Annotated in this window: 5 protein-coding genes; 4 read left to right on the top strand and 1 reads right to left on the bottom strand. The window is 72.7% G+C overall.

Annotated elements, in window-relative coordinates; translation table 11 throughout:
* From ACWCSD_RS46110 to ACWCSD_RS46095, 4 genes are all read left to right on the top strand, one after another.
* Positions 1-341: oligopeptide/dipeptide ABC transporter ATP-binding protein (locus ACWCSD_RS46110; protein ID WP_449925032.1), on the top strand; the 341-nt coding region annotated here is incomplete at its 5' end.
* Entirely contained in the window at positions 334-1149 is an 816-nt protein-coding gene (locus ACWCSD_RS46105; protein ID WP_449925029.1) for an ABC transporter ATP-binding protein, read from the top strand. The genes ACWCSD_RS46110 and ACWCSD_RS46105, both read left to right, overlap by 8 nt.
* Positions 1146-2558: an amidase gene (locus ACWCSD_RS46100; protein ID WP_449925026.1), complete on the top strand. Its 1413-nt coding sequence runs from the start codon at positions 1146-1148 to the stop codon at positions 2556-2558. The genes ACWCSD_RS46105 and ACWCSD_RS46100 overlap by 4 nt, the downstream gene beginning before the upstream one ends.
* Positions 2559-2568: 10 nt before the next feature.
* On the top strand, positions 2569-4200 hold the full coding sequence (locus ACWCSD_RS46095) for an amidohydrolase (RefSeq protein WP_449925023.1): 1632 nt from the start codon (positions 2569-2571) through the stop codon (positions 4198-4200).
* A 56-nt stretch (positions 4201-4256) separates the two neighbouring features.
* Here the strand turns inward: ACWCSD_RS46095 and ACWCSD_RS46090 are convergent.
* Positions 4257-6000 (bottom strand): ABC transporter ATP-binding protein (locus ACWCSD_RS46090; protein ID WP_449925020.1); only part of this gene is annotated, 1744 nt, incomplete at its 5' end.

The raw sequence follows: 6000 nt of genomic DNA, 5'->3' as shown, positions 1-6000 counted from the left end.
TCACCCACGACCTGGAGCTGGCCGCGGCCATCTGCGACCGCATCTACGTGATGTACGCGGGCCGGATCGTCGAGGAGCAGGCCACCGGCGAGCTCTTCGCCCGGCCCCGGCACCCGTACACGGCCGGGCTGCTGGCGGCCACGCCCCGGCTGGAGTCGCACGAGCCGCCGCACGGCGTGCCCGGCAGGCCGTTGTCGCTGGCCGAGTCCCCGGCCGGGTGCGCCTTCGAGGCCCGTTGCGGTCTGGCCGTCGAGCGATGCCGGGAGCAACGGCCCGACCTGGAGATCCTGGAACGCGCGCGGGTGGCGTGCCTGAGAGCTGGAGAGCCGGTCCATGACTGAGAACGTGCTGGAGGTCGAGGGGCTGCGCAAGGCGTACGGCCACAAGGCGGCCGTGGACGGCGTCTCCTTCTCGCTGCGGGCCGGCGGCTCGCTCGCCGTGGTGGGCGAGTCGGGCTCGGGCAAGACGACGACCGCGCGGATGCTCGTCGGCCTGGAGATCCCGGACGCCGGGCGGATCAGCGTCGAGGGCCGGAACCGCTCCCGCGCCCCGCGGGGCCGCCGGGCCAGGCTGTCGCGGGCGCGCGAGATCCAGATGGTCTTCCAGGACCCCTACCTCTCCCTGGATCCGCGGATCAGCGTGGGCGAATGCGTGGAGGAGCCGCTACGGCTGCATTTCGCCCTGGACAAGCAGGCCCGCCGGGCCCGGCGCGAGGAACTGCTGGAGCGCGTCGGGCTCGGCGAGCGTGAGGCCGCCGTACGGCCCAGGCGGTTGTCCGGCGGCCAGCGCCAGCGGGTCGCCATCGCCCGCGCGCTGGCCACCGCGCCGAAGGTGCTGATCCTGGACGAGGCCACCTCGGCGCTCGACGTGTCCATCCAGGCGCAGATCCTCGACCTGCTGGCGAGCATCCGCCGCGACCTCGACATCGCCTACCTGTTCATCACCCACGACCTGGCCCTGGTCCGGCACGCGGCCGACGACATCGTCGTGCTCCACCGCGGCAAGGTCGTCGAGGCCGGGCCGACCGCGCAGGTCCTGGCCGCCCCCCAGCATCCCTACACCCGCCTGCTGCTGCACTCCGTGCCGCGGCCGGGCTGGGATCCCGCCCAGATCGCCGCCGACCGGCGCGCCCTTCAGGAGATCATGTGAGTGAGCTCGCACACCTGTCCGCCACGCAAGCCCTGAAGCTGTTCAGGACCCGGGCCCTGTCGCCCGTCGAGCTCATGACCGCGGTCATCGAGCGGGCCGAGGCCGTCGAGCCGCGGGTCAACGCGCTCAGCGAGACGATGTTCGACGAGGCGCTCGACCAGGCCAGGAAGGCCGAGCGCGCCTACCTCGGCAACGGGTCGCCGCGACCGCTCGAAGGGCTGCCGGTCGCCACCAAGGACGAGCAGCCGATCGCGGGGATGCGCGCCAGCGACGGTTCCCTGGCCTACGCCGGCCACGTCGCCGACACCACCCATCCGGTCGTCGAACGGGTCGTCGCCGCCGGCGGGATCGTCCATGCCCGCACCACCACGCCGGAGTTCTGCTGCGCCGCCTACACGCACTCCCGGCTGTGGGGCCTCACCCGTAACCCCTGGAACCTGGACTACTCGCCCGGCGGTTCCTCAGGCGGCGCGGGCGCGGCCCTGGCGTCGGGGACGGCGACGCTCGCCACGGGGTCCGACATCGGCGGCTCGATCCGGCTGCCCGCCGCGGCCACCGGCACAGTCGGATACAAGCCGCCTTACGGGCGGGTGCCCGCGATGTCGCCGTACAACCTGGACCACTACTGCCATGACGGGCCGATGGCCCGTACCGTCGCCGACTGCGCGCTCCTGCAGAACGTCATCGTCGGGCCGCACCCGGCCGACGTCGTCTCCATCCGCCCCGCCGTACACCTCCCCGAACGCCTCGGCGACGTCGCGGGGCTGCGCATCGCCTATTCTCCCGACCTGGGGAACTGGGAGATCGAGCCGGACGTCGCGGCCAACACCCGCGCGGTCGCCGACGCGCTGGCCGCGGCCGGCGCCATCGTGGAGCAGGTGGAGGTGCCGTTGCGGCGCGCCGACGTCATGCGCGCGGCCTTCATCCACTTCGGCGCCATCTTCGGCCCCATGGTCGACGGCGTGGCGGACACACACCGCGACGAGCTCACGCCCTACGCCCTCGCCTTCGCCGAGGACTCGCGCGCCGCGCTGGCGCGGGACGGCTTCCTGGCCGGGCTGGAGCTGGAGGGCCGTATCTACGCCGTGATCGGCGACCTGCTCGACCGGTACGACGCGCTGATCTGCCCCACCGCGGGCACCGCTGCGCTGCCCGCGGGCGAGGACTACGTGGACACCAAGCTGACGGTCAACGGGGTCCAGTTCGACCACTACCTGGAGTACTCGCTGACGACCGTCTTCAACATCGCCAGCCGCTGCCCCGTGCTCAACGTCCCGTCCGGTCTCGCGTCGAACGGCGTGCCGACGGGGACGCAGATCGTCGGCCGCAGCTACGACGACGCGACGGTCTTCCACATCGGCGCCGCCGTCGAACGCGTCCTGCCGTGGCCCACCCGCCCGCAGCTCTGAGGAGACTTACATGGCTTTTGCCGACAAAACTGCCGACATCGTGTTCCTCAACGGCCGGGTGCGTCCCATGGCCGGCGCTCCCAGCCGCGCGGTGGCCGTGCGCGACGGGCGGATCCTGGCGCTCGGCGAGGTCGAGGAGGTGCGCGACCTGGCCGGCCCGCGGACCGAGATCGTCGATCTGGCCGGCCGGACCCTGCTTCCCGGGTTCCAGGACGCCCACGTGCACCCGGTGCTGGCCGGGCTCTCCATGACCCGGTGCGACCTGCACGAGGCGCGGGACGCCGCCGACGCCCTCGCCGTCGTCCGCGCGTACGCCGCGGCCAATCCCGAGGTGCGCTGGATCTCCGGCGGCGGATGGTCCATGGAATGGTTCCCCGGCGGCACGCCGAGCCGGATCGCCCTCGACGAGGTCGTCCCCGACCGACCGGTCTACCTGACCAACAGGGACGGGCACGGCGCGTGGGTCAACACCGAGGCCCTGCGGCTGTGCGGCGTCCACGACGGAACCCCCGACCCGAACGACGGGCGCATCGAGCGCGAACCGGACGGAACCCCTCAAGGAACCCTGCACGAGGGCGCCGCCTCGCTCGTGGGCAGGCACGTGCCCGAGCCCACGGAGGAGGACCTGCTCCGCGGCCTCCAGGCCGGCCAGCGACGCCTGCACCAGGCCGGAGTGACGGCCTGGCAGGACGCGATGGTCGGCCCGGAGGTCCAGCGCGCCTACGAAGCCGCCGCCGACGCCTCGATACTCACCGGGCGCGTGGTCGGCGCCCTGTGGTGGGATCGGGACCGGGGCGAGGAGCAGATCCCCGAACTGCTCGCCCGCCGTACCACCACCGGACGGTTCAGAGCCACCAGCGTGAAGATCATGCAGGACGGCGTGGCGGAGAACTACACCGCCGCCATGACCTCCCCCTACCTGGACGGCTGTGGATGCCGGACCGGCAACAGCGGCATCAGCTTCGTCGGGCCCGAGGACCTGCGCGCCTACGTCACCCGGCTGGACGCCGTCGGGGTCCAGGTCCACGTGCACGCCGTCGGCGACCGGGCCGCCCGGGAGGCGCTGGACGCGTTCGAGGCGGCGCTCAAGGTCAACGGGCGCAAGGGCAACCGGCATCACATCGCCCATCTGCAGGTCGTCCATCCCGACGACGTGCCGCGCTTCGCGGCCCTGGAGGTCACCGCCAACATCCAGCCGTTGTGGGCGGCGCACGAGCCGCAGATGGACGAGCTGACCATTCCCTTCCTCGGCGACCGGCGCGCCGCCTGGCAGTACCCCTTCGGCGACCTCCTGCGCTCGGGCGCCGCCCTCGCCGCGGGCAGCGACTGGCCGGTCAGCAGCCCGGACCCGTTCCTCGGCATCCACGTCGCCGTCAACCGGATGCTCCCCGACGGATCGGGGCGGCCGTTCCTGCCCGCGCAGCGCCTGCCGGTGGCGGCGGCCCTGTCGGCGTACACGATCGGCACCGCCCGGATCAACCACCTCGACACCAGGACCGGGACCATCGAGCCCGGCAAGCTCGCCGACCTCATCGTCACCGACGCCGACCCGTTCGCCGTAACCCCCGGTGACCTGGGCGGCATCACCGTCCTGGCCACCTACGTGGAGGGACGACAGGTGCACGCGCATCCGTCCTTCTGACCGCTCGCCGCCGAGTGAACCGGCCCCCCATCGAGGATGGGGGAGCCCGGTCGAGATCACGGGGTGGTGCCCATGCCGTACTGGGCCGCCTGCAATGACCACAGCTCCGCGTATTCCCCGCCGAGATCCAGCAGCTCCTGGTGGCTGCCGCTCTCCGTGACCCGGCCGTCCTGCAGGACGAAGATGCGGTCGGCGTGCTGCACCGAGTGCAGGCGATGGGTGATGAGGATGACCGTGCGTCCGCCGGCCAGGGCGCGCACACCGGCGAAGGTCTCGGCCTCGGCGCGGGGATCGAGGGCGGCGGTCGGCTCGTCCAGGACCAGCACGGGCGCGTCCCGGAAGTACGCGCGGGTGACCGCGATGCGCTGCCACTGCCCGCCCGACAGGTCGACCCCGCCCTGGTACTCGGGGGCGAGCAGCGTGTCCCAGCCGTCCCGCAGGGAGGCGATGAGATCGGTGGCGCCGGAGGCCGCGGCGGCGCAGGCGAGCGCTTCGGGGGTGGGGCCGGTGGTGTGGCGGCCGATGGCGACGTTGGCGGACACGGTGAAGGGCCATCGTTCGTAGCCCTGGGACAGCAGGGCCACCTGGTCGAAGAGCTGGGTTCGGTCGAGGTCGGTGGTGGGTGTGCCGTCCCAGGTGACCGATCCGGATTCGGGGAGGTAGAGGCCGGTGAGAAGTTTCGCCAGCGTGGTCTTCCCGGAGCCGTTGTGCCCGACCAGGGCGACGATCTGGCCGCGGCTGATGGTGAGGTCGACGCCGTCGAGGGCGGGCTCGTCGGCGTTGGGGTAGCTGAAGCGCAGGTCGCGTGCCTCGATCAGGTCGGGACCGTCGGCCCGCCGCAGGCCGGTGCCGTCGCGGGGGATGGCCAGGCGTTCGGCCTGGCGGCAGGCGGCGGCCCAGTCCTCGGTGTAGAGGCCGTGTTCGAACACGTTGTTGATCGAATAGATCAGGTTGCCCAGCTGACTGGTGCCGGTCTGGATGGCCAGGACGGCGGTGCCGGCGGCGGCCAGCTGCATGCGTCCGGTGATCAGGAGCCAGCCGAGCACCACGTAGGTGGCGCCCGTCGTCAGGCCGCTCAGTGCCCCGGCCAGCAGTTCGCCTCCGGCGTCGGCGCGGGCGAGGCGGGCCTGCTCCCGTGCCGAGCGCAGGGCCATCCGGTCGTGGTGGCGGAGCAGGAAGTCCCCGGCGGCGTGCGCGCGGATCTCCTCGGCGGGGTCGGCTCCGACCAGGAGCTGGGCCAGGCTGCGCTGCTGCCGTAGGGGAGTCAGCCACCGCAGGCGGGAGGCCTTGCGGCGCAGAGTGGAGCGCACCAGCGCCCAGGCGCGCGGCAGGATGATGAGCGGCAGCAGCGGCAGCAGCAGAGGGTGCAGCACACCCAGGACGCCGGCGGCGGCGGTCATGCCCATCAGCGCTTTCAGCATGCGGATGACCTGATCGATGACGATGTCGATCCATCCGGCCCCGAACTGCGCGGCCTCCAGGAGATCGTGGAACTGGGCGCCCTGGAAGTGCAGCAGCTCGACGTTCGCGGCGCGGCTGAGGAGCTCGTCGTAGGCGAGGTGCTCGACCTTCGGCTGGAGCCGGCCGGAGGCGGCACCGGACCAGGCGGTCAACACCGCGACGCTGATGCCGGCGGCCGCGACCAGGACCAGCGCCGGCACGGCGGCCTTGACGCGGTCGGGGGTGGGCCCCACCGCGAGGATCTGCTGCAGGACCCGGTTGGTGGCCAGCAGGCCGAACGCGGTCGCGGCGCCGACGATGAGCTGGCAGGCCACGACGATCACGAGCGCGGCCGGGTCG

Source organism: Nonomuraea sp. NPDC001684 (assembly GCF_053596515.1).
The sequence above is the reverse complement of the archived record's forward strand: the minus strand, read 5'-3'. Positions and strand labels throughout refer to the sequence as shown.